The sequence below is a fragment of the Brevundimonas sp. genome, from assembly GCF_046293315.1.
Lineage (GTDB): Bacteria > Pseudomonadota > Alphaproteobacteria > Caulobacterales > Caulobacteraceae > Brevundimonas.
Genome location: NZ_JBKBPF010000005.1, coordinates 31,256 through 56,384 on the forward strand (window position 1 = coordinate 31,256; position 25,129 = coordinate 56,384).

Below are 25,129 nucleotides of genomic sequence, written 5' to 3' on the forward strand. Positions count from 1 at the left end.
CAGGCTTTCAGGGAAACGCCCATGCGTCGTCTTCTGCTCACCACCGCCGTCATGACCGCCTTCGCCGCCGCCTCGCCGGTCGTGGCGCAACAGGCCCAGCCCGCCGCCGCCCAGGCGCCGGCCCAGTCGGAGGATGAACGTCTGCTGGCCTTCTTCGAGGAGTCGTTCCAGGAGCAGATCGCCCTGAGCCCGCAGCAGATGACGGCGCTGGGCATCAAGCGCGACTATGACCGGCTGAACGACTACACCGACGCCGCAGCGGTGCGCCGCATGGAGATGTCCGAGCGGCATCTGGCCCGCATGCAGGCCGAATTCGACTACGACGCCCTGAACCATCAGAACCAGCTGAGCTGGCGCCTGTTCGAACACAGCGTCGAACAGCAGCGCGCCGCCTTCCCCTTCCGCCATCACGGCTTCACCTTCGCCGCCAACGGCAACCCCACCGGTTCGCTGCCGGTATTCATGATCAACAGCCACCGGGTGGACTCGGTGGAGGACGCCCGCGCCTACATCGCCCGCCTGACCGAGGCCGAGCGGGTCATGGGCGAAATCTCCGCCAACGTGCTGGGCGCCGCGGAGAGGGGGATCGTCTCGCCCGTCTTCGTGTTCGAGCCCACCATCAACGACGCCCGCAACGTCATTTCCGGCGCGCCCTTTGACGACGCCGGGGACAACCCGGTGTGGGCCGACTTCCAGCGCAAGGTGGCGGCGCTGGACGCGTCGGACGAGGACAAGGCGCAACTGCTGGCTGACGCCCGCGCCGCCCTGACCGGCCCGTGGCTGCGGGGCTATCAGCAGGTCATCGGCACCCTGGAGACGCTGCAGGCGCAGGCCGACAGCAATGAGGGGGTGTGGCGCCTGCCGGAGGGCGAGGCCTATTACGCCCAGCGGGTGGCGGCCTCCACCACCACCGACCTGACGCCGCAGGAAATCCACCAGATCGGCCTCGACGAGGTGGCCCGCATCCAGGGCGAGATGGAGGTGATCAAGGCGGCCGTGGGCTTCGACGGCTCGCTGCAGGACTTCTTCGCCCTCATCAAGACGGACGCCCGGTTCCAGTTTCCCAACACCGCCGAGGGTCGCGAGGCCTATCTGGCCGAGGCGCGCCAGCACGTGGCCAACGCCATGGAAGTGGCCCCGCGCTTCTTCCACACCCTGCCCGAAGCCGAGCTTGAGGTGCGGGCGGTGGAGGAATGGCGTCAGGCGACGGCGTCTGTGGCCTTCTACAACCGCCCCGCCCCCGACGGATCGCGGCCGGGAATCTACTACGTCAACCTGGCCGACATGACCCAGGTGCTGCGGCCCCAGATCGAGGGCATCAGCTATCACGAGGGCGCGCCGGGCCACCACTTCCAGATCGCGGCGGCCCAGGAGCTGGAGGGCGTGCCCAGCTTCCGCCGCTTCGGCGGCTACGGGGTCTATTCGGAGGGCTGGGGCCTGTATTCCGAATGGCTGGGCGGCGAGATGGGTTTCTATCAGGATCCCTATTCGGACTTTGGCCGACTGTCGCTGGAGCTGTGGCGGGCGGTCCGCTTGGTGACCGACACCGGCCTGCACGCCATGCGCTGGAGCCGCGAGGACGCCATCGGTTACTTCCAGCAGAACTCGCTGCTGTCCGAACTGGACATCGTCAAGGAGGTGGAGCGCTACATCACCAATCCGGGCCAGGCGGTCAGCTACAAGATCGGCCAGATCAGGATTCTGGAGCTGCGTCGCCGGGCCGAGTCGGCGCTGGGCGACGACTTCGACATCCGCGATTTCCATGCGGTGGTTCTGGGCGACGGCGCGGTGCCCCTGAACGTGCTGGAGGCCAATGTGGACGCCTGGATTGCGGGCGGCGGCGGACGCCCCTGATCGACCTGGCAGCGTAAGAGCGACCGGTCTGGCGTTCAGGTCGGTCGCAACCATTTCGCCCCCGTGGCGGTTGTTCAGGCTCACCATCCACACTCAAGGAGGACGCCATGAGCACCCCCAACGATCACGACATCAAGGTTCTGAACGGCCTGATCGAAACCACCCTCGACAGCGCCGACGGCTACCGCGAGGCGGCCAAGGAAACCGAGAATGCCGGCTTCCGCGCCCTGTTCGAGCAACGCAGCTTCGAGCGCCAGAAGGTGGCGGCTGATCTCCAGGGAACCGTGCGCCAGCTGGGCGGCGAGCCCGAGGACGACGGCACGATCCTGGCCAAGGCCCACCGCGCCTTCCTCGACGTCAAGCACGCCATCCTCAAGGACGAGCAGGCCGTGGTGAACTCCGTCGAGAATGGCGAGGATCACATCAAGGCCAGGTACGAGAAGGCCATCGAGGACACCGATCTGTCGGCCACCACCCGTGACACCATCAATCGCGCCTACGGCTCGGTGCGGGAAGGCCACGACCAGATGCGTGACATCAAGCACGCCATGCAGGCGCGCAACTGATCACCGTCTGAAACGAAGAAGGCCCCGGTCCGCGAGGACCGGGGCCTTCTTCATGCCGAGAGGGCAGGAAGGATCAGGAGTCGTCGCCGGGCTTCTCGGCGGTTCCGGTTTCCGGAACGGCCACGACCTTTTCCTTGCGGACGGTCTGGCGCTCGGCGATCCGGGCCGACTTGCCGCGACGATCGCGCAGGTAATAGAGCTTGGCGCGCCGCACGACGCCCCGACGCTTCACCTCGATGGATTCGATGTTCGGCGACAGGATCGGGAACTTGCGCTCCACGCCTTCGCCGAAGGAGATCTTGCGCACGGTGAAGGTCTCGTTGACGCCGGTTCCGGCGCGGGCGATGCACACGCCCTCGAAAGCCTGCACGCGCTCGCGCTCGCCTTCCTTGATCCGCACGTTGACGCGCAGGGTGTCGCCGGGGCGGAAATCCGGAATCTCGCGACCTTCGAGGACGCGGGCCTTTTCTTCGGCAGCGAGCTGCTGAACGATATTCATGTCTCTTCTCCTCGGGCTTTTGCGCCCTTTAGCTGTGATTTGGCGAGATGCCGCTCCCAGAGATCCGGGCGCCGCTCCCGCGTGGTGGTTTCCCTCTGGTCCTGACGCCATCTGGCGACCTTTGCATGGTCGCCCGATAGCAGGACCTCGGGGATGTCGAGCCCCTCAAACGTCCGCGGTCGCGTGTACTGCGGATGCTCCAGAAGCCCGTCCTCGAAGCTCTCCGAACTCAGGCTTTCGGCCTGGCCCAGCACTCCGGGGATCAGTCTTACGCACGCCTCGATCACGACCATCGCCGCCGCCTCGCCACCGGCGAGAACCGCGTCTCCGACCGAGACCTCCTCGAACCCCCGGGCGTCGAGCACCCGCTGGTCCACCCCCTCGAACCGGCCGCACAGGACGGTGATCCCGTCCGCTGCAGCCCAGTCCTTCACACGCGCCTGGGTCAGGGGCCGGCCCCGTGCGCTCATGTACAAAAGCGGCCGCCGCGGCCCTGTCACGCTGTCGAGCGCCCTGGCCACCACGTCCGCCTTGAGAACCTGTCCGGGACCGCCACCCGCAGGGGTGTCGTCCAGGAAGCCGCGCTTATCTGTCGAAAAGTCGCGAATGTCTACTGTTTCGAGCGACCACAGGTTTCGCTCACGCCACGCCGTGCCGATCAGCGACACGCCGAGCGGCCCGGGGAAAGCCTCGGGAAACATGGTCAGGACCGTGGCGGTGAACATGGCGCGGGCCGCCCGAAGGCGTCAGCCTTCCTCGTCTGCGGCCAGACCCATCATGTGGAAGCCGGCGTCCACATGGACCACCTCGCCGGTGGTCGACAGACCCAGGTCCGAGCACAGCCACAGGGCGCAGCCGGCCACGCCCTCCATGGAGGTGTCTTCCTTCATGGCGCTCATGGCCCGGCCCTGGGCGATCATGCCCCGGCCGCCGGAGATTCCAGCCAGCGACAGGGTGCGCATGGCGCCCGCCGAGATGGCGTTGACCCGGATGCCCCTGGGCCCCAGGTCGCGCGCGATATAGCGGGTCGCGGCCTCCAGCGCCGCCTTGGCCACGCCCATGGTGTTGTAGTTCGGGATGGCGCGCTCGGAGCCCAGGTAGGTCATGGTGATCATGGCCCCGCCGTTGGGCATCAGCTTCGACGCCCGCTTGGCCACGTCCACGAAGCTGAAGGCCGAGATGTTCATGGCCAGCAGGAAGCTCTCGCGGCTGGTGTTCTCCACGAACGAGCCCTTCAGCTCATCCTTGTTGGCGAAGGCCACCGAGTGGACCACGAAATCGATGGTCCCGAATTCCTTCTCCAGCTGCTCGAACGCAGCGTCCATGGAGGCGTCGTCGGTGACGTCGGCGGGGATCAGCAGTTTCGCCCCGACGCTCTCGGCCAGCGGCCGCACCCGGCGCTCCAGCCCTTCGCCCAGATAGGTAAAGGCCAGCTCGGCGCCCTGCGCCGCCAGCTGCGAGGCGATGCCCCAGGCGATGGAGTTGGAATTGGCCACCCCCATGATCAGGCCCTTCTTGCCCTTCATGAGGTCGCCCTTGGGCATGGTCCAGGCGGATTCAGCGGCCATGATCGTGCTCCTTCGAAATTCGAGCCGGAGGGTTAGCAGGGGCCGGCGCGAGGGGGAAGCGTCAGACCTTCGACAGGATGATGCAGCCGTTGGTGCCGCCGAAGCCGAACGAGTTGGACATGACGGTGGTCAGTTCGCCGTCCTTGCGCTCGCGCAGGATGGGCAGGTCGGCGAAGTCCGGGTCGAGGTTTTCGATGTGCGCGCTCTCGGCGGCGAAGCCGTCCTGCATCATCAGCAGGCAGTAGATCGCCTCCTGCGCGCCCGCCGCGCCCAGACTGTGGCCGGTCAGGGACTTGGTGGACGAGATCATCGGCGCCTTGTCGGCCCCGAAGACGTTGCGGATGGCGTCGGTCTCGCGCGCGTCGCCCACCGGGGTCGAGGTGCCGTGCGGGTTCAGATAGTCGATCTTGCGGTTCCCGGCCTGCTCCAGCGCCAGCTTCATGCAGCGCTCGGCGCCTTCGCCCGACGGCGCGACCATGTCGAAGCCGTCGGAGTTGGCCGCATAGCCCACGATCTCGGCGTAGATCTTGGCGCCCCGCGCCTTGGCCCGCTCGTATTCCTCGACCACCACGATGCCGGCGCCGCCGGCGATGACGAAGCCGTCGCGGTCCTTGTCATAGGCGCGGCTGGCCACCGAGGGGGTGTCGTTGAACCTGGAGGACATGGCGCCCATGGCGTCGAACAGGTTCGACAGGGTCCAGTCGATCTCCTCGCAGCCTCCGGCGAAGACCACGTCCTGCTTGCCCCAGGCGATCTGTTCGGCGGCCGCGCCGATGCAGTGCACCGACGTCGCGCAGGCCGAGGAGATGGAATAGTTGATGCCCTTGATCTGAAACCAGGTGGCGAGAACGGCCGACGGGCCCGAGGACATGGCCTTGGGCACGGCGAACGGGCCGATGCGCTTGGGGCCGCGCGTCTTCGTGGTCTCAGCTGCCTCGACGATGGTGCGGGTGGACGGGCCGCCGTCGCCGACGATCAGGCCGATGCGCTCGTGGCGGATTTCCTCCGCGGTCATGCCGCAGTCGGCCAGGGCCTGTTCGAAGGCGATGTGGGCCCAGGCGGTGCCGGGCGCCAGGAAACGGGCGGCGCGGCGATCCACCAGACCGGCCCAGTCCTCGATCTTCGGCGGGGCATGGACCTGCGAGCGGAAACCCAGCTCGGCGTATTCAGGCGCGGCCACGACGCCCGAGCGGGCCTCGCGCAAGGATCTGGTGACCTCCGCGGCGTCCTTGCCGATGGAGGAGACGATCCCAAGACCCGTGATCACCACACGCCGCATATTCATCCTCACCCTTGTCGCCGGTTTCCGGTCGTTGAAAGCCTAATCCGCAACTCAGCCGGCGGTTTCCGGCGTCGCCGGCGCCTGGGCGCCGAACAGGCCCACGCGCATGTCGTTGGCCGTATAGATAGGCACGCCGTCGGCTTCCAGCACGCCGTCAGCGATGCCCATGACCAGACGCCGGTTGATGACCCGCTTCAGATGCACCTTGTACACCACACGCTTGATGTCAGGCGTCACCTGGCCGGTGAATTTCACCTCGCCCACGCCCAGCGCCCGGCCCCGACCCGGCGCGCCGGTCCAGCCCAGGAAGAAGCCCACCAACTGCCACATGGCGTCCAGGCCCAGACAGCCGGGCATGACGGGATCGCCGATGAAGTGGCACTGGAAGAACCAGAGGTCCGGATGGATGTCGAGCTCGGCCTCGATATAGCCCTTGCCGTGATCGCCGCCGTCCATGGTGACGGTGTTGATGCGGTCGAACATCAGCATGGGCGGGGCCGGCAGCTGGGCGTTGCCCGGCCCGAACAGCTCGCCCCGGCCGCTGGCCAGAAGGCCGGCGTGGTCGAAGGACGAGGGGAAGGGCGATTGGGTCACGGGGCAGCTCCGTCCATGGCTGTCGCGCCGTTCGGGCGACATGTCTTGTGATCGGGCGGTTACACGACGCAGAGGCGGGGCTCAACCTTCAGTCGGTCGAAGATCAGCGCCCGGCGGCGCGTCCCGCCGGGCTCGAGGCGGCGCATTGCGCCTGCGTCTGGACCCCGAACAGGGCCTCCTGCGGCGCCCAGCCACGCAGCCGGCCGGACTGCAGCCGGCACCAGCCGTCCTCGCATCGGTCCAGGGTGATCACGGCCCGCGCCGCCAGTCGCGCGCGCACCCGGGCATCGGCATCGGGCCTGCGGCGCAGGTCCAGCGGGGCCTCGGTGCGGTTGAAGACGGTGCGGCGGCCCGAGGTGATGGTGCGGTGGACCCAGGCCACATTGCCTTCGGGATCGCAGATCTTGCGCCAGTCCCGGGTCTCGGCGACCACCTGCACCGGCAGGCCCGCGGCGCGGTATTCCCAAAGGATGCGGTGATCCAGGCCGGGGCCCCGGCGAGCCCGCGCGGGCGAAGATTTGATGGACACCCAGCGCGGCACGTCGAAGCCCGACGGCGTGGGCCGCCCGTCCGGCATCTGGGCGCCGGCGCCCAGCCCCAGCGCCATGCCTGCGGCCAGCAGAACCGCGCGCAGGCTTTTGATCCTTCCCGACGCTTTGCTGGACACGTCCCGTTCCCTCGGCCATTCCTCGGCGTCCGGCGCGGTGCGCCGTCGTCACAGCCTGAAAGCGTCTATGTCCGCCAGCAATCTTAAGGTCGTGCTAACCAGACGGCTGCCCGACGCCGTCGAGACCCGCATGCGCGAGCTGTTCGACGCCGAGCTGAACCTGACCGACGCGCCCATGGACCGGGCCGCGCTGGAGGCCGCCATGCAGCGGGCGGACGTGCTGGCGCCCACCATCACCGACCGCATCGACGCGGAGCTGATCGCCGGCGCGGGCGAGCAACTGAAGATGATCGCCAATTTCGGCGCGGGCGTGGATCATATCGACGTGGAGGCGGCGGTGGCGCGGGGCATGATCGTCACCAACACCCCCGGCGTCCTGACCGAGGACACCGCCGATCTCGCCATGACCCTGATCCTGGCGGTGTCGCGCCGGGTGGTGGAGGGCGCGCAGGTGATGGCCGAGGGCCGCTTCACCGGCTGGACGCCGACCTGGATGAACGGGCGCAAGCTCTGGGGCAAGCGGCTGGGCATCGTCGGCATGGGCCGCATCGGCCAGGCCCTGGCCCGCCGGGCCAGGGCTTTCGGCCTGCAGGTCCACTACCACAACAGAAAGCCGGTCAGCGCCGCCATCGAGGCGGAGCTGGGCGCCACCTACTGGGACGACCTGGACCAGATGCTGGGGCGCATGGACCTGATCTCCCTGAACTGCCCGGCGACGAAGGAGACCCATCACCTGATGTCGGCGGAACGCCTGGCGAAGCTTCAGCCCCATGTCATCCTGGTCAACACCGCGCGCGGCGAACTGATCGACGAGGCGGCCCTGGCCGACGCGGTGCGCGAGAAGGCCATCGCCGGGGTGGGCCTGGACGTGTTCGAGCATGAGCCCCGGGTGCACCCCGGTCTGGTGGGCCATCCGGACGTGGTGTTGTTGCCGCACCTCGGCTCCGCCACCCTGGAAACGCGCCGGGAAATGGGCGAGCGCGTGATCCAGAACATCATGACCTACGCCAACGGGCACCGCCCGCCGGACCGGGTCATCCCGGCCATGCTCTAGCCGTCACGCCGCGACCGGTTCATCCCCTGAGAAAGAACAGGGTTTCAACCGGGGTTTTGAGGGCGCGGGACAGCTTCAAGGCCAGGGTGGTCGAGGGTGTGAAAACCTCGTTCTCAACGGTGTTGATGGTTTTTCGGGACACCCCGACCAGGGCGGCGAGCTCCGCCTGGGTCAGACCGGCGTCGCTCCGATGCGCCTTCAGTCGATTGCCGAGTTCGCCTTCAGCCATCGTCGCCCTGACGCTCGAAGATCGCGAAGCTCAGAACATGGGTCAGGACACCCGACAGCAGCACGCCCGTGAGGACCGGCGCGAGGGGCATGTCGATGAAAACGCTGAGCGGCAGCGCATAGCCGGCCGCCGCCGCCATCGCCACATAACCCACCGCCATGGCCCGGACACTGTTGCGGGTCGAGAGTTCGTCGTTGAGTTCCTGATTCATGGATGGATCGCGCAGCGCCCGGATTTGCAGGACCGTCAGGCCTATGCTGCCTGGCGCGGCCAGCAGCAACCCCGCCACAAGGATGATCAGCAGGGTCGTCGTGTGATCGCCGCCCAAGGCGCCCGTCTGCAGCAGGATCGCGCTGGGCATGATCATGGCGAGGCCCAGGGCGAGGCTGAGCATCAGCCGCCGTCTTGTGCGGGCGGGGTTATTCAGGGGCGGCATGTCGGATCTCCTTCCGGCAGGATGCTGATCAGGGCGGCGGCGATCAATTCAGGTGGCCCGGCAGGGGCAGGCCGAGGAAGATCAAGGTCAGGCCGTAGGTATCCATCAGGCCGTGGGCGATGATCGGCGCCCACAGATTACGCCCCGACGCATAGTAGGTGATGGCGAGGACCACCCCCACAAAGGCTGTGATCACGACGCCGGTGGGGCCCTGTATGGCGTGCAGAAGGCCGAACAGGAGCGCCTGGGCGAGGATAGCTGCGCCGAGCGCAACGCGGCCCCCGCCGAACAGCGCCGTCAGTCGGTCCATCACGAAGCCGCGGGCGAAAAGCTCCTCGCCCACCGCTGCGCTGCCCCACACCACCAGGATCATCCAGACCAGATAGGCGGCGGCGTTGCCTTCAATGGAGAGGCGAATATAGGTCAGGTCCAGCGGCGGCCAGGCGGTCGTGGCCCGGATCACCATGCCCAGCGCCAGGGCGCCGAAATTGGCCACGACCGCCGCAAGGACCGCCAGCACAAGGGTGCGCGGCCAGCTGGCGGGCCGCGCCAGGCCGAGCTGGCGATATGATGAGCGGCGCAATCTGAGCAGGAACGCCCCGACGAGCACAGCGCCCCACATGGCCAGGGCCAGCAGGGGCGTGCGGAGCCATTCGGCCGCATGGGGCGTGACCAGGACGCCCAGGGCTGCCGAGGCGATGAACAGACCCGCAAAGGCGGCCACGATCTCTGCGGCGGGCCGCGCCGCGCCGCGCCAGCCGTTTCGCGGTGAAGCCTTCGTTGTCATGACGCCCTCCCGTGTCACTCACGGGTTACATCATGGGGCACAAAAAACGTAACGTCAAGGTTACACTGTTGGCGACTTCATCGGCGGAGCCCGGTCCGTTCCGGTCGGACAGACGGCGGGTTCGATTCAGGCTGCGGCGGGTTCCGCGAACTGGCCGCCCCGGCGATACAGCCACAGATACGACGGGGCGATGGCCTCAAGGCCCGTGGGGGCGATGCCCAGGGCGGCGAGGCCCGGCGTCCCTTCGGGGACCACATTGTCGCTTTCCAGCATCAGCACCTGATCCCGCGTCAGGGGCGCGGGCAGGCCGAACAGCTCCGCCAGCTGAAGCACGCCGCCCAGCGGCCGCGCCGCGAAGAAGGGCACGGGGATCAGGACCCGCTCGCGATAGGTCTCGCGCAGGATCAGCTCCAGGATCTGCCGGAAGGTGTAGACCGCCGGGCCGCCCAGGGTGAAGGTCTGGCCTTCCATGCCCGGCTCGCTGACGGCGCGGGCGATGGCCTCGGCCACGTCGCCCACATAGACAGGCTGGAACCGCGTCTCGCCCCCGCCGATCAGCGGCAGGGCGGGCGACATGGACGCCATGGCGGCGAAGCGGTTGAGGAAATCATCTTCGGCCCCGAACACCACCGACGGGCGCAGGATCACGGCGCCGGGCACATGCTGGCGCATGATCGCCTCGGCCTCGGCCTTGGAGCGGCCGTATGCCGCCGGGGAGTCCGCCTCTGCGCCATTGGCCGAGACCTGCACCAGCCGCGTGATCCCGTTGGCCTTGCAGCCCTCGGCGATGTAGCGGGCCGCGTCCACGTGCATGGCCTGAAAGCGGCGGGTGTTGAAGGTGCCCACCATATTGACCACCGCGTCGGCGCCGCGCAGGGCGGCTTCCACATCGGCCTGGCGGGTCACGTCGCAACGCATCAGCTGGATCTGGCCGACGTCGCCCAGCGGGCGCAGGTCATGGGCGGTGTTGGGCGTTCTCACGGCCACGCGGATGCGCCAGCCCCGCCGCGCCAATTCGCGCACGGCCTGTCCGCCGATGAATCCCGAGCCGCCGAAGACGGTGACGAGTCTGGACGATGCGGTCATGACAAATGCTCCGGGCCGACGCTCTCTGGCCGGAATTGATCGCGTCCGGCGCGCCGGGGATAGACCAAGCCACCGGCGCCCGCAACGCGCGCGGGGCCCGTCAGGCGCAATATGATCAGAAGCGCCATTGACCGCACGTTTTCCCTGCCTTAAGGGTCCGCGCCTTCCGAGGGGAAACCTTCGGGCCCAGGTGGCGGAATTGGTAGACGCGCTGGCTTCAGGTGCCAGTGATCGAAAGGTCGTGGAGGTTCGAGTCCTCTCCTGGGCACCATATTTTTCGGCGGCGCCGTGTCTTGGGACGCGGCGCCGTTCGTCTATGATGATCCGGCCAACGCCCATCGGATTCTGCACGAGGCCCTCATGACCGTTCACCTGCACGAAGGCGACCTGCCCGGCGATCTGGACCTGGGTCCCGTGGTGGCGGTGGATTCCGAGACCATGGGCCTGCGCCACAACCGCGATGACCTGTGCGTGGTCCAGCTGTCGTCCGGCGACGGCGACGCCCATGTGGTGCGGCTGAACCGTCCGGCCTACGACTGCCCCAACCTGAAGCGGGTGCTGGCGGACGGCAATGTCCTCAAGCTGTTTCACTTCGGTCGCTTCGACATCGCCATGTTCGAGAACCACCTGGGGATCGAGACCGGCCCGGTCTACTGCACCAAGATCGCCTCCAGGCTGGCGCGCACCTACACCGACCGTCACGGCCTCAAGGACGTGGTGCGTGAACTGGCGGGGGTGGAGCTGTCCAAGGCCCAGCAGTCGTCCGACTGGGGCGCTGAGGTTCTGAGCCCCGAACAACTGGCCTATGCGGCCTCCGACGTCCTGTACCTGCATGTGGTGCGCGAGCGGCTGGACGTCATGCTGGCGCGCGAGGGCCGCACCGCGCTGGCCCAGGCCTGTTTCGACTTCCTGCCCATCCGCGCCCGGCTTGATCTGCAAGGCTGGGAAGACGCCGACATCTTCGCTCACACCTGATCATGACCGATCCTGCCCCCAGCGATGACCTGAAAGCGGCGGACGAGCGCCGGGTCGTGCTGGCGGGCCGAAAGTGGCGCGCGCGCTCGCGCCGGGTCATGCTGTTCCGTCGCGTCCTGCCCATCGCCATCGTCGTGCTGGCGGGCGGCACCGCCCTTTGGGTCGGCGGCCGAACGATCATCGCCGGGGTCGAGCGCAGCAGGGTCGAGGCCCGCGAGGTGCGCCTGTCCAACCCCATGTTCCATGGTCAGGACGATCAGGGCCGTTCCTTCATCATCGGCGCGGCCCAGGCGGTGCGCGATCCGGACACCGGTATGTTCCGGCTGGACGCGCCGGTCATGCGGCTGACGCTGGAAGCCGGCAAGACCAGTGAACTGTCGGCCGGACAGGGCCTGTATGACGAGCCGTCCCGCACCCTGATCCTGCGCAACCAGGTGATCATCGAGGACGGCGGCGTGGGCTTCCGCTTCGTCACGCCCGAGGCGGTAGTGGACACCCGCACCGGCGTCGTTACCGGCGACAAGGGCATCGAAGGGTCCGGCGCCCTTGGAACAATCAACGCGACGTCCTATGCCATCTATGAACAGGGCGGGCGGGTCGTGTTCAGCGGCTCAGGCGATGATAAGGTGCGGGCCACGATCAACACCCGCCAGGCGGGATAAGGAACCACGATCATGCGGCGCATGACAATCGGACTGGCGGCCGGCGCCCTGGCGGCGATGAGCCTGGCCACGGCGGCGTGGACGCAGATTTCGTCCAGCGGCGAGCCCTTCATGGTCGGGGCCGACGACTTCGAGCTGATCCAGGCCGAGGGCATGCAGATCTGGCGGGGGCGCGCCGAAGCCTCGCAAGGTGAGAACCGCCTGCGCGCCGGCGAAATTCGCGTCCACCATGATACGAGCGGGGGCGGCTTCGGGGCCGCTCAGCGAATCGAGGCCATCGGCGAGGTGTTCTTCGTCACGCCCGAGCAGGTCGCGCGCGGCGACCGCGCCGTCTACGTCGCGGCCACGGACACCCTGACGGTGACCGGGGACGTGATCCTGCGACAGGGCGAAAACGTGCTGACGGGATCCAGCCTCAGCATCAACATCGGCACCGGCCGTGCGCGCATGGAAGGCGCGCCGACCGGAAACGCCGGACGCCGGGTGCAGGGCGTCTTCTATCCCGACCGGAACTGAGCGGCTCTTGGCGCGCAAGGAACTCTCAGCCCTGAACCGTCCGCCCCGGCCGACGCCCGGAGTCGGCCCGGCGAAGGCTGCGCCGACTCCGGCTGCCGCCGACACCGCCCCGGCGCCGTCGGAAGCGCTGCGCCGCAATGGGCTGAGCATCGAGAATATCGCCCGCTCCTTCGGCAAGCGTCAGGTGGTCCGCAACGTCTCGCTGCACGTGAACCGGGGCGAGGTGGCCGGGCTGCTGGGCCCCAACGGGGCCGGCAAGACCACCTGCTTCTACATGATCACCGGCCTGATCCCGGCCGATTCCGGGGCCATCTGGCTGGACGGCGAGGACATCACCCGCCAGCCCATGTACCAGCGCGCCCGCATGGGTCTGGGCTATCTGGCGCAGGAGGCCTCCATCTTCCGCGGCATGACGGTGGAGCAGAACGTGCGCGCCGTAGTCGAACTGACGATCAAGGACGACAGGGCCGCCACCGAGGAAGTCAGCCGCCTTCTGGAAGAACTGCACATCGACCACCTGCGCGAGGCGCCGGCCACGGCCCTGTCGGGCGGCGAGCGCCGCCGGGTGGAGATCGCCCGCGCCCTGGCCGGAAAGCCGTCGTTCATGCTGCTGGACGAGCCCTTCGCCGGCATCGATCCCCTGGCCATCGCCGACATCCGTCAGGTGATCCGCTATCTGGCCGATCGCGGCATCGGCGTGCTGATCACCGACCACAACGTGCGCGAGACCCTGGACATCATCGACCGCGCCTCGATCATCCATGGGGGCGAGGTGTTGTTCGAGGGCACGCCGGGCCAGATCATCAGCGACCCGGACGTCCGCCGGGTCTATCTGGGCGATCTCTACGGCTGAGCCCGCGCCTGCCGCTTGGATTGCGCCCCCGCGTGGCCTAGAACAGCCATCGGCCGCCGCGGGCATGATGTAGTGGTAGCCTGGCAGCTTCCCAAGCTGCTCGTGCGGGTTCGATTCCCGCTGCCCGCTCCAGCCCCCTGTGAAAAAGGCCCGGCTTTCGCCGGGCCTTTTCCTTTTCAGCGCTTCAGGTTCAGCGGCGCGTGACGGTGACGCCGCGATCCTCCAGCATGGCCTGGACGCTGTCGTCGCCCGCCAGGTGGGCGGCGCCCACGGCGATGAAGATCGTGCCCGACCCTTCCAGCATGGCCTCGATCTGATTGGCCCAGTCGGCGTTGCGCTGGACCAGCAGGACGTCATAGAGCTGGCCCCACTCGGCCTGCATCTCGTCGATCACGAGGGTCTCGAAGCCTTCCACGTCGCCGGCGGCCCACAGCGCGACCATGGCGTCCAGCATCTCTTCTGCTTCTTCCCAGGCGGCCAGGGACTGGCGCAGGAACTGCAGCTGAACCTCCTGCGGCAGATCATGGAAGAAGCGGACCTGCTGTTCCAGGGTCTCGAGGCCTCGCACGGGCGTCCCGGCCTCGTCAGCCGATGCTTTCAGACGGGTATCGACCCCCGAGGCCGGATCGTAGCCGGCCCGAACAACGGCGGCGACGGAGACCTGAAGGCCGACCAGCCAGGGCTGCATGACTTCGGTGGCTTCGATCGGCACACCGATGGCGGCGGACGCGGCGGCCAGCTGGGCGTTCTCCTCGTCGGTCAGCAGGCTGGAGAGAGGCGCCCCTCCCATGTTCAAGCCATACTGCTGGATCAAGGGCATGGCCGCGGCCTGATCGTCCGCATTGGGCACTTCCAGCCAAAGCTCGGTCGCCTCGGCGAGGGCGGCTTCCAACTCCGGCGTGCGCCACTGGGTGTCGGGCTTCAGCAGGTGCACCGTGCCGAACAGATAGATGGTGGAGTCCGCATCCGAGACGACCCACATGGCGGGCCCCGGGGACGGCGCGGCTTCCTGGGCCACGGCGAAGGTCGGGGCGCCGGCGACGGCGGCGAACAGACCGACGCCCAGGGCGGTTCCGGTGGCCAGGCGTGCGGCCAGGCTTCCGACGTGCTTGATGCGGTTGATGATGGTCATGGTCAGTTTCCTTTTTGAGAAGTCGGTGAACGGATAGTCAGGGGGAAAGGATGTCAGCTGAGGCCCCGGCGCAGGCCCACGGTCATGGAGCAGACCAGGTACAGGCCCATCACGACGACCAGGATATCCCAGGCCGTCAGGGCCGGCGCGACGCCAAGCCGCTCGGCCACGGCCCAGCCGAACAGGGCGGCCTGGCCGATCCAGAAGGCCAGGCCGCCGGCTTCCAGAATGACCCGGCGGACCATCTCGTCGCCGCGACGCCACAGGCTCAGGTTCATCGCCGTGTGCCCCGCGAACACCACAGCGATGGCGATCAGGGTCAGCACCGGCGCGGGATTGCCCGCCAGCGCCGCCGCCAGGGGCGCCGCCAGCAGCAGGCCCGACAGGATCAGGACCGCCCCCTGAAGACGCATGTCGCGCACCTCCGTGGGGCCGGCCGGCGCATCGGCCGATGTGGCGGCGGCCAGGGCGCGGCCGTTGCGTGACGCCGCCAGGACGGACACGCCGCCCGCAGCCAGCATCAAGGCCACGATCATGGCCACGGCGTCGCTCCAGCGCACATCATCGGGCGACGGCAGACCCACATACTCGATCATCAGCGAGGCGAAGCCGAAGCCGAGGATCCCGCCCATGAGGGCGAAGCCGGTCAGTTTGAGCAGTTTGAATCGGGTGTCGGCGGATTTCTGAAGAACGGTCATGGTTTCCTCCTTCACTCTGAAAAGATGTCTTCGATGGCCAGATCGAAGGTCCTGGCGATCTTGAAGGCGAGGGGCAGGGACGGGTCGTAGCGGCCCGTCTCCAGCGCGTTGACGGTCTGGCGGGAGACGCCGAGCTGGTCGGCCAGGTCGGCCTGGCTCCAGTCGCGCTCGGCGCGCAGCACCTTGAGGCGATTGTTCATGATCAGACCCTCTTGGATATCCACCAGGCGAACCAGGCCACGCCGTAGCCGATCATCATCGGCAGCAGCACCAGACTGGCGCCGGCGATCAGCAGCGAGCTGTAGGTGGAGTCGGCGGGGACCGGGGCGTCGCCGCCGTAGGCTTCCGCCAGCATCAGGGCGCCGATCCCGACGCACATGCCGATGGATCCGCCCCAGTACCAGGCCCACTTGTGCGCCTCGCGCACGGCCTCGTCTGCATGGATCCACCACCACACGGTGCCGGCGACCAGCACGCCGAAGATGACGAACAGGATCAGGGCGCTCAAGACAGGCCCCGGGAGGTCGCCGGTATGCTCAAGCCAGGCGTAGACGCCCCCGGTGAGACCGCCAAGCAGCATGCAGACGCCCATCAGAAGCCAGAAGCGTCCTGTGCTGCTCATCTTGCGGCGGGGGCGGGGCGAGGCGGTCATGGCAATGGTCCTTGTCAATGTGACAAGCGACCTTTACCTCTCGGCGCGAAGGTATGTCAAGCGTCATTGACAGAAAATCAAACGACCTTGTCCTGACTAAAGTCAGGCGCTGGGCCAGACCCTGAAATGCTTGGACAGTTTCAGGCCCTGACGCTGGTAATGCGACCCGCCCTCGCCGTAGAGCCGCGATGGCCGTTCGGTCAGGGGCTCGTAGACCAGCCGCGCCACCGTCTGGCCGTGCTCCAGCAGGAACGGGGTGTCGTGGGTACGCACCTCCAGCACCCCGCGCGATCCGGCGCCGTGGGCCTCGTCGGTGCCGAAGCCGGGATCGAAGAAGCCGGCGTAGTGGACCCGGAACTCCCCCACGGACGGGTCGATGGGGGTCATTTCGGCGGCCTGGTCGACCGGGATCTCCACGGGTTCCATGGAGGCCAGGATGTAGAACTCGCCCGGGTCCAGCAGCAGCTCGCCGGGGCGGCCATTGCGGCTGCGCGCCTCCAGCGGCTCCCAGAAATCGCGGGGGTCGTGACCGTCCTCCCGGTCCAGGTCGATGATCCCGGCATGGCGGCGGCCCCGGAAGCCGATGATCCCCTCGCTCAGCTCCACGCCCACGCTGCGGGTCTCCAGCCGCGGCGGCTCGCCCGCCTTCAGGCGCAGCTGGTTCAGCCGCGTGCCGGGGCGCACCAGAACCGAGAAGGTCTGCGGCGCGATCTCCAGATACAGCGGCCCGTCATAGCCCTCGGCCACATCGTCGAAGGCGAGCCCCCGGTCGGTCAGCAGGCGCACGAACACGTCCACCCGCCCCGAGGAGCTCTTGGGATTGGCCCGGGCCAGCAGGCCGGGCGGCAGTTTCAACCGCTCCTGAAGCTCGGCGATATAGACGCAGCCCTTCTCCAGAACGGCCCCGCCCTCCAGGTCGATCTGGTGCATGGCCACGTCCCTGAGGCGCTCCTCCACCCGCCGGTCGCCCGGCAGGAACGAAGCCCGCACCCGCCAGACACGCCCGCCCAGCCGCAGGTCCAGGCTGGCCGGCTGCACCTGGTCGGCGTCAAACGGGGTGGCCGAGGTCACTGCGCCTTCGGCGATGAGGGCCTCGATGGCCTGGCAGGGCAGAATTCCGGGGCGGGAGAAATCGAAGGTCATAGCCGAACCTTACACAGATTCCGGGGGGACAAGAGGGAAAGGCGCATGGTCGCGGTTGCACCCTGTGCATGGGTCCGTAAGGGTGGCGGCATGAAACGCAAGGGTTCCTACGAAGCCGAAACACGGGGCATCCGGGTCCGGGTCACGCCCATGTATCTGGACGGCGAATCCGAGCCCGATGAAGGGCGCTGGATCTGGGCGTACCATATCGAGATCGAGAATCGCGGCGAGGCGGAGGTCCAGCTTCTGGCCCGCCACTGGATCATCACCGACGCCATGGGCCATGTCGAGGAGGTGCGCGGATCCGGGGTGGTCGGCGAACAGCCCGTGCTCGGGCCGGGCGACACCTACGCCTACGCCTCGGGCTGTCCCCTGGCCACGTCGTCGGGCTCCATGCAGGGCGCCTACCGCATGGTGGACGAGGCGGGGGTCAGCTTCGACGTGACCATCCCCCCGTTCTCGCTGGACGTTCCGGACGCGCGGCGCGTTCTCAACTAGACGGCCTCACGCCATGCTGAGGACCACCTTGCCCGTGTGCGCGCCGGACTCCAGATGCGCGTGCGCGGCGGCGGCCTCCTCCAGCGGGAACACCTTGTCCACCACGGGGCGGATGCGCCCGTCCGCGACCCAGGGCCAGAAGCGGGCCTCGACGGCCACGGCCAGACGCGCCTTTTCGTCAGCGTCCCGGGCCCTGAGCGTGGACCCCGTCAGGGTCAATCGCCCGCGCATCAGGCGCGCCAGATCCACCTCAACCAGATTGCCAGACTGGAAGGCGATCACCACCCAGCGCCCCCCGGGCTTCAGCGCCTGAAGGTTCTGTTCCGCGTAGGCGGCGCCGACCATGTCCAGCACCACGTCCGCCCCGCCCGCCTCGCGCACGGCATCCAGAAACCGCCCGTCCGCAGCGTTGATGGAGACATCGGCGCCCATATCCCGGGCCGCCTGAGCCTTGTCCGCGCCGCGCGAGGTGGCGATGACCCGGGCGCCCGCCGCCCGCGCCGACTGGATCGCCATGACCCCGATGCCGGAGGTGGCGCCGTGAACCAGAAGGGTCTCCCCCTCCGTCAGGCGTCCGTCCTCAAAGACATTGGTGAAGACGGTGAAGGCGGTTTCCGGCAGGGCGGCCGCCTGGACGAAATCGAGTCCGTCGGGAATGGGCAGGGCGTGGCGCGCATCGACCGCCGCGTAGTCGGCATAGCCGCCGCCGCCCAGAAGGGCGCAGACCCGGTCCCCGGGGCGCCACCGGGTCACGCCCGCCCCGACCACCTCGATCTCGCCGGCCACTTCCAGGCCCAGGATGTCCGAGGCCCCCTCGGGCGGCGGGTAAAGGCCCTTGCGCTGCAGGATGTCCGGCCGGTTGATACCGGCCGCTCGCACCCGGATCAGCACCTGGCCCCGCCCGACTTCGGGGACCGGCCGCTCGCCCGGCGTCAGGGCCCGGGCGTCGCCCTTGCCGCCTCTGATCTCGATCACGCGCATGTCCGGCCCTTGCAATCGCTGGCGTCACGGCGCTTTCATAGGGGTTCGGGGGGCGCGCGCAAAGGCGAGGAGACGGTGATGACGTTCGAGGAACTGGACCCCCGGCCGGCCCGCGGCGCGGCCGTGACCGCCCTGGGACGCGAGGACCTGGACCTGTACTCGGTCGAGGAACTGGACGAACGCATCGCGGGACTGCAGGTCGAGATCGCGCGTTGCGAACGGGCCCGCCACGAGAAGCAGTCCCGCAAGAGCGCCGCCGACGCCTTGTTCAACTTCAAATCCTGAAATTGTTGAGTGTTATTGGGCCCGTGTGGCACGCGGGTTGCAAACAGGGGCCAGAGGGCGCCAGCATGGGCGCGGGAATCGGGCGCCAGCCGGGAAGAGTGCATGTCTGAGTTGATCGCCGAAAGCGCCAGGAGCGACGCCGCCTCTGGCTCCGGACTGGGCGATTTCTCCCGCTCCGAGTTGTTCGACCGGACGTTCCAGGAAGGCATGGAGCTGGTGGAGGACACCGCGGCCTATCTGGACGGCGACGGACGGCGGGAATCCAAGCTGTTGTCGCGCTCTGCGGCCCTGGCCTACGCAGCCGAGAGCATGAAGCTGACCACCCGGCTGATGCAGGTGGCCTCATGGCTGCTGGTGCAGCGCGCCGTGCGCGAGGGCGACATGGCGGCTGAAGCGGCGGGCGAGGCCCGCTATCGTCTGGCCGAACGCAGGATCGAGTCCGCGCCCAGCCACGCCGAGCTGCCCATTGCCCTGGTGGAGTATCTGGTCAGGTCCGAAAAGCTTTACGACCGGGTCCTGTATCTGGACCAGCGCATGTATGGCGACGGCGGCGGCGCCGCCGCGCCCAATCCGGTGCAGTCCCAGATCGATCGTCTGGCCGCCGCCTTCACGGCCTGAAGGGTCGGTCCCTGATCAGGGACCGACATCGTCCTCGGTTGTACGCGCCGCGTCCACCGGCTGAGGCAGGCTGAGATTGATGCCCAGGGCCTCGGCCAGGCGCGCGTCCCGATCATAGACATCCTCGCGGAACGCCACCCGCCCCTGCCCGTCCACGAAGGCGGTCCAGTAGAGCAGACGGACGCTGATCTCGCGGCCCGTCTCCACGCGCTGGGTGCGGCGGCTGTCCAGGGCCGTGTCGAACTGGTTCAGCCGCGACGGGTCCGGGGACAGCAGCAGCCGCGCGAAATCCACGGCGTTGTGGACCCGCACGCAGCCGTGGCTGCGGTGCCGGAAGGCGCTGTCGAAGGCGGCCTTGGACGGGGTGTCGTGGAGGAAGATGGCGTGGCTGTCACGCAGTTCGAACTTCACATAGCCGAGGGCGGCGTTGGGCCCCGCCCGCTGGACCACATTGCCCGCCGGGGCGATGTACATGTTCTGGGACGCCAGATAAGCGGCGCCGCGCGGCAGGATCTCGTTGCGCGCAATGGAGGCCGGCACATACCAGGGCGGATTGGCCACGACGGAGGCGAAGGGCTTCTCCAGACTGGGCGTCTGGTTGGCGGCGGTGCCCACCACCACCCGGTTGGAGTGAACCGGGCGGTTGTCCTTCCAGTAGACCATGATGGCTGCGGCGGTGTTGACCTCGATGCGCTCGGGCGACAGTTCGCGCTTCAGCCAGCGGCGGCGCTCCAGGTTCAGGGCGATCTGGCGGGCGCGATCCTCGGCCGAGGCGGACAGGGACCGCTGGGTGGCCGGACCGATGCGGCCATCCACCCCCAGGCCGTGACGGAGCTGGAAGCCGCGCACCGCCTCGACCAGATCGGGGCCATAGACGTCCCCGTTCAGGGCCACGGCGCGGTCCGCGCGGGCCTCCAGGTCGCCCTCGGCCACCAGGCGGGCGCGCAGGGCGGCGATGCGTCGGTCCGACGTTCCCGGTTCGATGGTGCCGCCTTGCGTGAACGCCGGCCAGCCGCCGGTTTCGCGGATCAGGCGGCGATAGCGCACATAACCCGCCGACAGATTGGTGTAGCCGATGTCGGTGGGGGCCAGCCCCTCGAACCAGTCCAGCAGCCGGTCCCGCGTCACCGCCTCGTGCAGGCCGCCGGCCAGATCGACCCGGTTCTTTTGCATCTCCCACAGATTCTCGACCGTCTCGGGGCGCACGGCTCCCTCGGCGAGCACGCGCGCATAGCCGAGCGCAGCGATCGAAGTACGGATGTCGGCGCTGGCCGGATCAGAGGCCAGCCCGGCGAAATCGAAATGGTCCGCCCCTGACAGGCCGTGACGCTCCGAACGCTCGGCGACCTGACCAAGGACACGGACCCGCTGGGTGGTCCAGATCGGGCGCCAGCCGGCCATTTCATAAAGTCGGCGCAACTCCGGCTGCAGCGCAGCGGGCGCTCGGGTCAGCTGACCGTTGAAGCTGTCGTAAAAGGCGCGGGCCGCCGGATCCTGGGGCGGCTGCGCCGGGGCGCCCGGCATGGCGGAATAGGGCGTCTGGGCTTGGGCCGTTGTGGCCAGGGCGGCCGCCGCGACCCCCAGCGTCAATTCCCGTCGATTCATACGCATGTGACGTCCAGCCTTGCCAGCGTCGCCTCGCGGGACGCCCCATTTTTCAACACGCCAACCTTACCGGCGTTCCGGGCAAACAAAAAGCGCCGGTCATTCGACCGGCGCCCTTGTTGGTCGCGGCTGTGGCCCGAAGGCCGCGCCTTACTTCTTGAGGAAGCCGCCGTACTTGTTGGTGAAGCGCGACACGCGGCCGCCGCGGTCCAGCAGCGTCTGGTTGCCGCCGGTCCAGGCCGGGTGGGTGGACGGATCGATGTCCAGGTTCAGGGTCGCGCCTTCCTTGCCGTAGGTCGAGCGCGTCTGGTAGGTGGTCCCGTCCGTCATCACCACGGTGATGAGGTGATAGTCGGGATGGATGTCCTTTTTCATCGGTCCGGCGTGTCCTGATTAGCGCCCCGTGACTGGGTCGGGACGATACCGACCGTCCGCGCGCAAAAATGGAAACCCGCCGGAAGTCCCGGCGGGAGAGGGGCGGCGTTTACACCCATGGGCCTTATGAGGCAAGAGCCGCAGCCATGACCGCCACCCCGCCGCCATCCCGCGCCGACCTCGACCGTCCCAATCCGGGCGCGATCCTCGCGGAGTCCATGACCGAGGCCGCCGAGCGGCGTGAGCGCCGGCGCGACGTCCGCCCCCTGGGGCGGCTTCTCCCCTTCCTCGCCCGCCACAAGGGCAGCGCCCTCATCGCCGCCTTCTGGCTGGCCATGTCCACCGCAGCCTCGCTGGGCCTGACCATCACCGCGCGCGGCGCCATCGACAACGGCTTCGCCGAGGGCGGGGCGGACCTGGACGTCTGGTTCCTTGTTCTTGGGGCCAATGCGGTGGGCCTGGGGCTGGCCACGGCCCTGCGCTATTTCTACGTCACCAAGACCGGCGAGCGCATGATCGCCGATCTGCGCCAGGCCCTGTTCGGCCGCATCCTGCGGCTGGACCCCGCCTTCTTCACCCACATGCGCACCGGCGAGGTGCTGTCGCGCCTGACCACCGACATCCAGCTGGTGGACGCCCTGCTCACCACCTCGATCTCCTACGCGCTCAGGAACGTGCTGACCCTGATCGGGGCCACCATCCTGCTGCTGATCGTCAGCCCCAAGCTGACCGGCATGGTGATGCTGATCACGCCGTTGCTGATCGGCCCGCTGTTCCTGTTCGGCCGCAAGGTGCGGACCCTGACGGTGGAGTCCCAGGACCGGTTCGCCGGGGCCGTGGGCTTCGCAGGCGAAAGCGTCGACGCCATCGAGACCGTCCAGGCGTTCGGCCGTGAACCCTCGGCGCGGTCGCGCTTCGACGGCGCGGTGGAGGCCGCCTTCGCCGCCTCCCTGCGGCGCATGAACGCCCGAGCCTGGATGACGGCGCTGGTGATCGTGGTCATGTTCGGCGGCGTCAGTCTGGTTCTGTGGCTCGGCGCGCGCGACGTGGTGGCGGGCGTCATGACGCCGGGCGCCCTGCTGCAGTTCGTGCTGCTGTCCGTTTTCGCCGCCGGGGCCGTCGGCGCCCTGGGCGAGAGCTGGGGCGACGTGCAGAAAGCGGCCGGAGCCATGGCCCGCATCGACGAACTGATGAAGGCCGAGCCCTCCATCGCCGCCCCGCCGAACCCCGGCCCTCTGCCCTCGCCGCCCCGTGGCGAGGTGGCCATGTCTGAAGTCTCTTTCGCCTATCCGGGACGGCCGGACCTGCCGGCGCTGAAGGGCTTTGACCTGACCGTGCGACCCGGAGAGACCGTAGCCCTGGTGGGTCCTTCCGGGGCGGGCAAGTCCACGGTGTTCCGCCTTCTGCTGCGCTTCTATGATCCCCAGTCAGGTCAGGTGCGGCTGGACGGGGTGGACGTGCGCGACGCCGATCCCGAGGCGGTGCGCGAGCGCTTCGCTTGGGTGTCCCAGGAAGCGCCCCTGTTTTCGGGATCGGCGCTGGAAAACATCCGCTTCGGACGCGAGGATGTGACGCTGGAAGAGGCCCGCGACGCAGCCCGGCGGGCCCAGGCCCTGACTTTCCTGGACGCCTTGCCGGAGGGCTTCGACACGCCGCTGGGCGAGCGCGGCCGGTCCCTGTCGGGCGGGCAGCGCCAGCGGCTGGCCATCGCCCGCGCCCTGGTGCGCGATGCGCCGATCCTCCTGCTCGACGAAGCCACCAGCGCCCTGGACGCCGAGAACGAGCGCCTCGTCCAGGCCGCCCTCGACGAGGCCATGGAAGCGCGCACCACCCTGGTCATCGCCCACCGTCTGGCGACGGTTCTGCGCGCCGACAGGATCGTGGTGATGGACGAGGGCCAGGTCGTGGAGGAAGGAACCCACGCCGAGCTTATGGCGCAAAAGGGCCTGTACGCCCGTCTCGCGGAACTTCAGTTCCGCACCCGCTAGGCCGATATGCTAGGATGCCCGGCAGCTTGCGAAATGGAGCCCCCCATGCGTGTCCTTCCGACCCTTGCCGTCACATTGGCGGCCACGCTTGCCGCTTGCGCCTCCACCGGCGGCGGAGAGACCTATCAACAGGCCTATGACGCCCTGAATGCGACCTGCCAGGAGCGCGGCGGCATCCTTACGCCTCTGGCTGGCGCCCACACCGGACGGCCCAACACCGACTACGCCTGCGAGATTCGGGGTGGCGGCGGGCGACTGGGCAACGACTGATTTCCTTCCCGACGCCGCGGCTGCAGGCTAGAGCGGGGTCATGACCGGATACGCCCCTGCCCCCTCACCCCCCCTCGCCGGCGTCCGCGTGCTGGACCTGTCCCGCGTGCTGGCCGGACCCTGGGCCACCCAGCTTCTGGCCGATCTGGGCGCCGAGGTGATCAAGATCGAGCGGCCGGGCGCGGGCGACGACACCCGCCACTGGGGCCCGCCCTTCACCACCCGCACCGACGGCTCGCCGGGCGACGCCGCCTATTTCCTGTGCGCCAACCGGGGCAAGCAGTCGGTGGCCCTGGACATCGCCAGCCCCGAAGGCGCGGACCTCATCCGCCGCATGGCCGCCGACGCCGATGTGCTGGTCGAGAATTTCAAGACCGGCGGCCTGAACAAGTACGGCCTGGACTTCGATAGCCTGAAGGCGGTCAATCCGAAGCTGGTCTACTGCTCCATCACCGGCTTCGGCCAGACCGGTCCCCGCGCCCGTCAGGCGGGCTATGACTACATGATCCAGGCCATGGGCGGGCTCATGTCGGTCACCGGCCAGCCGGACGGCGCGCCCGGGGCCGAGCCCATGAAGGTCGGCGTCGCGGTGGCCGACCTGTTCACCGGCCTGTACGCCTCCAACGCCATTCTCGCCGCCCTGTACGCGGCGCGCGAGACGGGCGAAGGCCGCCACATCGACATCGCCCTGTTCGACGTCCAGGCGGCCATGCTGGCCAATCAGGCCACCAATTACTTCGTGTCGGGCAAGGCGCCGACCCGCATGGGCAACGCCCACCCCAATCTGTCGCCCTACCAGCCCTTCCCCTGCAGCGACGGCATGGTCGTGATCGCCGTGGGTAACGACGGCCAGTTCCGCGCCCTGTGCCAGGCCTTGGGCCAGCCGGATCTGGGGACCGACGCGCGCTTCGCCGCCAACGCCGGACGGGTGGCTGAGCGCGACCAGCTGGGCCCCATCCTGTCAGCCCTGACCGAACCCCTGACCATGGCCGCGCTGATGCAGCGGCTGGAGGCGGCGGGCGTGCCCTGCGGTCCGGTCAATACGGTGGATCAGGTGTTCGCCGAGCCCCAGGCCATCGCACGCGGCCTGACGGTCGAACAGACCCGCCCCGACCTCAACGCTCCCCTCCGCACGGTGGCCAGCCCCATCCGCATGGACGGCGCGCCCCTTGTCAGCGACCGCCCCCCGCCCGCCCTGGGCGAGCACACGGACGCGGTGCTGGCGCGCTACCGCAAGCCCGACCGGGCCTGAACCG

At 68.5% G+C, this 25,129-nt stretch carries 31 protein-coding genes and 2 tRNA genes; 15 read left to right on the forward strand and 18 right to left on the reverse strand.

The genetic code is table 11. The features are described 5' to 3' along the window. Window positions 1-21: 21 nt before the first annotated feature. Both ACK4SE_RS05750 and ACK4SE_RS05755 read left to right on the forward strand, forming a co-directional pair. The gene (locus ACK4SE_RS05750) at window positions 22-1,854 is read left to right on the forward strand and encodes a DUF885 domain-containing protein (protein WP_409689782.1); all 1,833 of its coding nucleotides are present in this window, start codon (window positions 22-24) and stop codon (window positions 1,852-1,854) included. A 107-nt stretch (window positions 1,855-1,961) separates the two neighbouring features. Next, window positions 1,962-2,420, forward strand: coding sequence for a PA2169 family four-helix-bundle protein (locus ACK4SE_RS05755; RefSeq protein ID WP_409689785.1), 459 nt, complete (start codon window positions 1,962-1,964; stop codon window positions 2,418-2,420). A 73-nt stretch (window positions 2,421-2,493) separates the two neighbouring features. Here ACK4SE_RS05755 and rplS read toward each other — a convergent pair whose 3' ends face one another. The 6 genes from rplS to ACK4SE_RS05785 form a co-directional block, all read right to left on the reverse strand. Next, window positions 2,494-2,919, reverse strand: a complete 426-nt coding sequence (rplS, locus tag ACK4SE_RS05760; protein WP_021697322.1) for a 50S ribosomal protein L19 — start codon at window positions 2,917-2,919, stop codon at window positions 2,494-2,496. Continuing rightward, window positions 2,916-3,644 (reverse strand): tRNA (guanosine(37)-N1)-methyltransferase TrmD, encoded by a 729-nt coding sequence (trmD, locus tag ACK4SE_RS05765; protein ID WP_409689789.1) that lies wholly within the window; start codon window positions 3,642-3,644, stop codon window positions 2,916-2,918. Before trmD ends, rplS begins: the two co-directional genes overlap by 4 nt. 21 nt (window positions 3,645-3,665) lie before the next feature. After that, window positions 3,666-4,487, reverse strand: a complete 822-nt coding sequence (locus ACK4SE_RS05770) for an enoyl-ACP reductase (protein ID WP_409689792.1) — start codon at window positions 4,485-4,487, stop codon at window positions 3,666-3,668. Window positions 4,488-4,548: 61 nt separating this feature from the next. Then, a complete protein-coding gene (gene fabB / locus ACK4SE_RS05775; protein ID WP_409689795.1) occupies window positions 4,549-5,766 on the reverse strand; it encodes a beta-ketoacyl-ACP synthase I in 1,218 nt (405 codons plus the stop codon). Between the two features lie 54 nt (window positions 5,767-5,820). Beyond that, window positions 5,821-6,363: a 3-hydroxyacyl-[acyl-carrier-protein] dehydratase FabA gene (gene fabA, locus ACK4SE_RS05780; protein ID WP_409689797.1), complete on the reverse strand. Its 543-nt coding sequence runs from the start codon at window positions 6,361-6,363 to the stop codon at window positions 5,821-5,823. A gap of 103 nt (window positions 6,364-6,466) precedes the next feature. Next, a complete protein-coding gene (locus ACK4SE_RS05785) occupies window positions 6,467-7,030 on the reverse strand; it encodes an SH3 domain-containing protein (protein WP_409689800.1) in 564 nt (187 codons plus the stop codon). A 67-nt stretch (window positions 7,031-7,097) separates the two neighbouring features. Between ACK4SE_RS05785 and ACK4SE_RS05790 the strand changes: the two genes are divergently transcribed. Further along, complete coding sequence (locus ACK4SE_RS05790; RefSeq protein ID WP_409689803.1) at window positions 7,098-8,084, forward strand: 2-hydroxyacid dehydrogenase; 987 nt, start codon at window positions 7,098-7,100, stop codon at window positions 8,082-8,084. Window positions 8,085-8,103: 19 nt separating this feature from the next. Here the strand turns inward: ACK4SE_RS05790 and ACK4SE_RS05795 are convergent, their stop codons facing one another. The 4 genes from ACK4SE_RS05795 to ACK4SE_RS05810 form a co-directional block, all read right to left on the reverse strand. Continuing rightward, on the reverse strand, window positions 8,104-8,313 hold the full coding sequence (locus ACK4SE_RS05795; RefSeq protein ID WP_409689806.1) for a helix-turn-helix transcriptional regulator: 210 nt from the start codon (window positions 8,311-8,313) through the stop codon (window positions 8,104-8,106). After that, entirely contained in the window at window positions 8,306-8,749 is a 444-nt protein-coding gene (locus ACK4SE_RS05800; protein ID WP_409689808.1) for a hypothetical protein, read from the reverse strand. The genes ACK4SE_RS05795 and ACK4SE_RS05800 overlap by 8 nt, the downstream gene beginning before the upstream one ends. Window positions 8,750-8,792: 43 nt before the next feature. After that, entirely contained in the window at window positions 8,793-9,536 is a 744-nt protein-coding gene (locus tag ACK4SE_RS05805) for a CPBP family intramembrane glutamic endopeptidase (protein ID WP_409689811.1), read from the reverse strand. Between the two features lie 126 nt (window positions 9,537-9,662). Next, window positions 9,663-10,622, reverse strand: coding sequence for a complex I NDUFA9 subunit family protein (locus ACK4SE_RS05810; RefSeq protein ID WP_409689814.1), 960 nt, complete (start codon window positions 10,620-10,622; stop codon window positions 9,663-9,665). Window positions 10,623-10,806: 184 nt separating this feature from the next. Here ACK4SE_RS05810 and ACK4SE_RS05815 point away from each other — a divergent pair. The 6 genes from ACK4SE_RS05815 (at window position 10,807) to ACK4SE_RS05840 (ending at window position 13,760) form a co-directional block, all read left to right on the forward strand. Next, window positions 10,807-10,893: transfer RNA gene (locus ACK4SE_RS05815), tRNA-Leu, on the forward strand. 89 nt (window positions 10,894-10,982) lie between these two features. Then, window positions 10,983-11,597 carry a ribonuclease D gene (locus ACK4SE_RS05820; RefSeq protein WP_409690296.1) on the forward strand — a complete coding sequence of 205 codons (615 nt, stop codon included), beginning with the start codon at window positions 10,983-10,985 and terminating at the stop codon, window positions 11,595-11,597. 2 nt (window positions 11,598-11,599) lie between these two features. After that, the gene (lptC, locus tag ACK4SE_RS05825; protein ID WP_409689817.1) at window positions 11,600-12,259 is read left to right on the forward strand and encodes an LPS export ABC transporter periplasmic protein LptC; all 660 of its coding nucleotides are present in this window, start codon (window positions 11,600-11,602) and stop codon (window positions 12,257-12,259) included. Window positions 12,260-12,271: 12 nt separating this feature from the next. After that, window positions 12,272-12,775, forward strand: coding sequence for an LptA/OstA family protein (locus tag ACK4SE_RS05830; RefSeq protein WP_409689819.1), 504 nt, complete (start codon window positions 12,272-12,274; stop codon window positions 12,773-12,775). A gap of 127 nt (window positions 12,776-12,902) precedes the next feature. After that, window positions 12,903-13,628, forward strand: a complete 726-nt coding sequence (lptB, locus tag ACK4SE_RS05835; RefSeq protein WP_409690298.1) for an LPS export ABC transporter ATP-binding protein — start codon at window positions 12,903-12,905, stop codon at window positions 13,626-13,628. 58 nt (window positions 13,629-13,686) lie between these two features. Beyond that, window positions 13,687-13,760: transfer RNA gene (locus tag ACK4SE_RS05840), tRNA-Gly, on the forward strand. Window positions 13,761-13,818: 58 nt separating this feature from the next. Here the strand turns inward: ACK4SE_RS05840 and ACK4SE_RS05845 are convergent. From ACK4SE_RS05845 to ACK4SE_RS05865, 5 genes are all read right to left on the reverse strand, one after another. Next, a complete protein-coding gene (locus ACK4SE_RS05845) occupies window positions 13,819-14,760 on the reverse strand; it encodes a TraB/GumN family protein (RefSeq protein WP_409689822.1) in 942 nt (313 codons plus the stop codon). 53 nt (window positions 14,761-14,813) lie between these two features. After that, window positions 14,814-15,458: a hypothetical protein gene (locus ACK4SE_RS05850; RefSeq protein WP_409689825.1), complete on the reverse strand. Its 645-nt coding sequence runs from the start codon at window positions 15,456-15,458 to the stop codon at window positions 14,814-14,816. Window positions 15,459-15,469: 11 nt separating this feature from the next. Continuing rightward, complete coding sequence (locus ACK4SE_RS05855) at window positions 15,470-15,658, reverse strand: helix-turn-helix transcriptional regulator (RefSeq protein WP_409689828.1); 189 nt, start codon at window positions 15,656-15,658, stop codon at window positions 15,470-15,472. A gap of 2 nt (window positions 15,659-15,660) precedes the next feature. Beyond that, window positions 15,661-16,110 carry a hypothetical protein gene (locus ACK4SE_RS05860; RefSeq protein ID WP_409689831.1) on the reverse strand — a complete coding sequence of 150 codons (450 nt, stop codon included), beginning with the start codon at window positions 16,108-16,110 and terminating at the stop codon, window positions 15,661-15,663. Window positions 16,111-16,212: 102 nt separating this feature from the next. Then, on the reverse strand, window positions 16,213-17,253 hold the full coding sequence (locus ACK4SE_RS05865; RefSeq protein ID WP_409689833.1) for a 2'-deoxycytidine 5'-triphosphate deaminase: 1,041 nt from the start codon (window positions 17,251-17,253) through the stop codon (window positions 16,213-16,215). Between the two features lie 90 nt (window positions 17,254-17,343). Here ACK4SE_RS05865 and apaG point away from each other — a divergent pair, with 90 nt between their 5' ends. After that, a complete protein-coding gene (gene apaG / locus ACK4SE_RS05870) occupies window positions 17,344-17,751 on the forward strand; it encodes a Co2+/Mg2+ efflux protein ApaG (RefSeq protein WP_409689836.1) in 408 nt (135 codons plus the stop codon). 6 nt (window positions 17,752-17,757) lie between these two features. Here the strand turns inward: apaG and ACK4SE_RS05875 are convergent, their stop codons facing one another. After that, entirely contained in the window at window positions 17,758-18,732 is a 975-nt protein-coding gene (locus tag ACK4SE_RS05875) for an NAD(P)H-quinone oxidoreductase (protein WP_409689839.1), read from the reverse strand. 78 nt (window positions 18,733-18,810) lie between these two features. On the opposite strand from ACK4SE_RS05875, the gene ACK4SE_RS05880 reads away from it, so the two are divergent. Continuing rightward, the gene (locus ACK4SE_RS05880) at window positions 18,811-19,017 is read left to right on the forward strand and encodes a DUF1192 domain-containing protein (RefSeq protein WP_409689842.1); all 207 of its coding nucleotides are present in this window, start codon (window positions 18,811-18,813) and stop codon (window positions 19,015-19,017) included. Between the two features lie 102 nt (window positions 19,018-19,119). After that, window positions 19,120-19,635, forward strand: a complete 516-nt coding sequence (locus tag ACK4SE_RS05885; RefSeq protein WP_409689844.1) for a DUF1465 family protein — start codon at window positions 19,120-19,122, stop codon at window positions 19,633-19,635. Between the two features lie 15 nt (window positions 19,636-19,650). Here ACK4SE_RS05885 and ACK4SE_RS05890 read toward each other — a convergent pair whose 3' ends face one another. Together ACK4SE_RS05890 and rpmE are read right to left on the reverse strand one after the other, a co-directional pair. Further along, window positions 19,651-21,246, reverse strand: a complete 1,596-nt coding sequence (locus ACK4SE_RS05890) for a murein L,D-transpeptidase (RefSeq protein WP_409689847.1) — start codon at window positions 21,244-21,246, stop codon at window positions 19,651-19,653. Window positions 21,247-21,390: 144 nt separating this feature from the next. Further along, entirely contained in the window at window positions 21,391-21,615 is a 225-nt protein-coding gene (gene rpmE, locus ACK4SE_RS05895; protein ID WP_409689850.1) for a 50S ribosomal protein L31, read from the reverse strand. 146 nt (window positions 21,616-21,761) lie between these two features. On the opposite strand from rpmE, the gene ACK4SE_RS05900 reads away from it, so the two are divergent. From ACK4SE_RS05900 to ACK4SE_RS05910, 3 genes are read left to right on the forward strand one after another with little or no spacing between them, the layout of a single operon-like run. Beyond that, window positions 21,762-23,603 (forward strand): ABC transporter transmembrane domain-containing protein, encoded by a 1,842-nt coding sequence (locus ACK4SE_RS05900; RefSeq protein ID WP_409689853.1) that lies wholly within the window; start codon window positions 21,762-21,764, stop codon window positions 23,601-23,603. Between the two features lie 45 nt (window positions 23,604-23,648). Next, the gene (locus ACK4SE_RS05905) at window positions 23,649-23,873 is read left to right on the forward strand and encodes a hypothetical protein (RefSeq protein ID WP_409689855.1); all 225 of its coding nucleotides are present in this window, start codon (window positions 23,649-23,651) and stop codon (window positions 23,871-23,873) included. 40 nt (window positions 23,874-23,913) lie between these two features. Next, a complete protein-coding gene (locus tag ACK4SE_RS05910; protein ID WP_409689858.1) occupies window positions 23,914-25,125 on the forward strand; it encodes a CaiB/BaiF CoA transferase family protein in 1,212 nt (403 codons plus the stop codon). Window positions 25,126-25,129: the final 4 nt, after the last annotated feature.

What these genes read in the sequence shown, in the direction of transcription:
- ACK4SE_RS05750 (WP_409689782.1), top strand. Translation starts at nt 22, where the DNA reads ATGCGTCGTCTTCTGCTCACCACCGCCGTCATGACCGCCTTCGCCGCC.
- ACK4SE_RS05755 (WP_409689785.1), top strand. Translation starts at nt 1,962, where the DNA reads ATGAGCACCCCCAACGATCACGACATCAAGGTTCTGAACGGCCTGATC.
- rplS (WP_021697322.1), bottom strand. Translation starts at nt 2,919, where the DNA reads ATGAATATCGTTCAGCAGCTCGCTGCCGAAGAAAAGGCCCGCGTCCTC.
- trmD (WP_409689789.1), bottom strand. Translation starts at nt 3,644, where the DNA reads ATGTTCACCGCCACGGTCCTGACCATGTTTCCCGAGGCTTTCCCCGGG.
- ACK4SE_RS05770 (WP_409689792.1), bottom strand. Translation starts at nt 4,487, where the DNA reads ATGGCCGCTGAATCCGCCTGGACCATGCCCAAGGGCGACCTCATGAAG.
- fabB (WP_409689795.1), bottom strand. Translation starts at nt 5,766, where the DNA reads ATGCGGCGTGTGGTGATCACGGGTCTTGGGATCGTCTCCTCCATCGGC.
- ACK4SE_RS05790 (WP_409689803.1), top strand. Translation starts at nt 7,098, where the DNA reads ATGTCCGCCAGCAATCTTAAGGTCGTGCTAACCAGACGGCTGCCCGAC.
- ACK4SE_RS05795 (WP_409689806.1), bottom strand. Translation starts at nt 8,313, where the DNA reads ATGGCTGAAGGCGAACTCGGCAATCGACTGAAGGCGCATCGGAGCGAC.
- ACK4SE_RS05800 (WP_409689808.1), bottom strand. Translation starts at nt 8,749, where the DNA reads ATGCCGCCCCTGAATAACCCCGCCCGCACAAGACGGCGGCTGATGCTC.
- ACK4SE_RS05805 (WP_409689811.1), bottom strand. Translation starts at nt 9,536, where the DNA reads ATGACAACGAAGGCTTCACCGCGAAACGGCTGGCGCGGCGCGGCGCGG.
- ACK4SE_RS05810 (WP_409689814.1), bottom strand. Translation starts at nt 10,622, where the DNA reads ATGACCGCATCGTCCAGACTCGTCACCGTCTTCGGCGGCTCGGGATTC.
- ACK4SE_RS05820 (WP_409690296.1), top strand. Translation starts at nt 10,983, where the DNA reads ATGACCGTTCACCTGCACGAAGGCGACCTGCCCGGCGATCTGGACCTG.
- lptC (WP_409689817.1), top strand. Translation starts at nt 11,600, where the DNA reads ATGACCGATCCTGCCCCCAGCGATGACCTGAAAGCGGCGGACGAGCGC.
- ACK4SE_RS05830 (WP_409689819.1), top strand. Translation starts at nt 12,272, where the DNA reads ATGCGGCGCATGACAATCGGACTGGCGGCCGGCGCCCTGGCGGCGATG.
- ACK4SE_RS05845 (WP_409689822.1), bottom strand. Translation starts at nt 14,760, where the DNA reads ATGACCATCATCAACCGCATCAAGCACGTCGGAAGCCTGGCCGCACGC.
- ACK4SE_RS05850 (WP_409689825.1), bottom strand. Translation starts at nt 15,458, where the DNA reads ATGACCGTTCTTCAGAAATCCGCCGACACCCGATTCAAACTGCTCAAA.
- ACK4SE_RS05855 (WP_409689828.1), bottom strand. Translation starts at nt 15,658, where the DNA reads ATGAACAATCGCCTCAAGGTGCTGCGCGCCGAGCGCGACTGGAGCCAG.
- ACK4SE_RS05860 (WP_409689831.1), bottom strand. Translation starts at nt 16,110, where the DNA reads ATGACCGCCTCGCCCCGCCCCCGCCGCAAGATGAGCAGCACAGGACGC.
- ACK4SE_RS05865 (WP_409689833.1), bottom strand. Translation starts at nt 17,253, where the DNA reads ATGACCTTCGATTTCTCCCGCCCCGGAATTCTGCCCTGCCAGGCCATC.
- apaG (WP_409689836.1), top strand. Translation starts at nt 17,344, where the DNA reads ATGAAACGCAAGGGTTCCTACGAAGCCGAAACACGGGGCATCCGGGTC.
- ACK4SE_RS05875 (WP_409689839.1), bottom strand. Translation starts at nt 18,732, where the DNA reads ATGCGCGTGATCGAGATCAGAGGCGGCAAGGGCGACGCCCGGGCCCTG.
- ACK4SE_RS05880 (WP_409689842.1), top strand. Translation starts at nt 18,811, where the DNA reads ATGACGTTCGAGGAACTGGACCCCCGGCCGGCCCGCGGCGCGGCCGTG.
- ACK4SE_RS05885 (WP_409689844.1), top strand. Translation starts at nt 19,120, where the DNA reads ATGTCTGAGTTGATCGCCGAAAGCGCCAGGAGCGACGCCGCCTCTGGC.
- ACK4SE_RS05890 (WP_409689847.1), bottom strand. Translation starts at nt 21,246, where the DNA reads ATGCGTATGAATCGACGGGAATTGACGCTGGGGGTCGCGGCGGCCGCC.
- rpmE (WP_409689850.1), bottom strand. Translation starts at nt 21,615, where the DNA reads ATGAAAAAGGACATCCATCCCGACTATCACCTCATCACCGTGGTGATG.
- ACK4SE_RS05900 (WP_409689853.1), top strand. Translation starts at nt 21,762, where the DNA reads ATGACCGCCACCCCGCCGCCATCCCGCGCCGACCTCGACCGTCCCAAT.
- ACK4SE_RS05905 (WP_409689855.1), top strand. Translation starts at nt 23,649, where the DNA reads ATGCGTGTCCTTCCGACCCTTGCCGTCACATTGGCGGCCACGCTTGCC.
- ACK4SE_RS05910 (WP_409689858.1), top strand. Translation starts at nt 23,914, where the DNA reads ATGACCGGATACGCCCCTGCCCCCTCACCCCCCCTCGCCGGCGTCCGC.